The organism is Methylobacterium platani, assembly GCF_001653715.1.
In the GTDB taxonomy this organism is placed as follows: Bacteria; Pseudomonadota; Alphaproteobacteria; order Rhizobiales; family Beijerinckiaceae; genus Methylobacterium; species Methylobacterium platani.
Window position 1 is genome coordinate 2,292 of the sequence record NZ_LWHQ01000115.1, and the last position, 419, is coordinate 2,710.

1 pseudogene is annotated in these 419 nt (G+C 75.9%); it reads right to left on the minus strand.

The features are described 5' to 3' along the window. Nucleotides 1-238 (minus strand): annotated as a pseudogene (locus A5481_RS35555) (CpaF family protein); the annotation flags it as partial. Nucleotides 239-419 lie beyond the last annotated feature (181 nt).

Sequence of the window (419 nt, forward strand, 5' to 3'; positions counted from 1 at the left end):
GCTGGGTGAGGTCGATCGCCTCGATCAGCGCGCCGAAGATCATGCTCTTCGTGCGGTAGTACTCGTCCGAGCGCGGGGCCTCGGCCGGCGCCTGGACCTCGCGGGGCGGGGCCGGGGCCTCGGCGCGCTGCCCGTCCTGGAAGACCGGCGCGACCGCCTCCGCGGGGGCCGGCGCGGGGCCGGCGGGACGCGCGGCCGGCATCGTCTGCGCCGCGGCTCCGGGTCTCCTGCCGAACATGGACTCAGCGACCTTCTCAGGGACAAGGGCTAGCGGGAAAGGGGAGGACGAGCGGGAAAGGGCTTGCGGATCGGACGGGGCGGAGCCGGGATCGGGTCACGACGCCTTGCGGCGGGCGAACCGGGCCAGCAGCGGCTCGAGCAGGTTGGCCCGGCCGCGGCGGGTCTCGACGCGGCCGGTG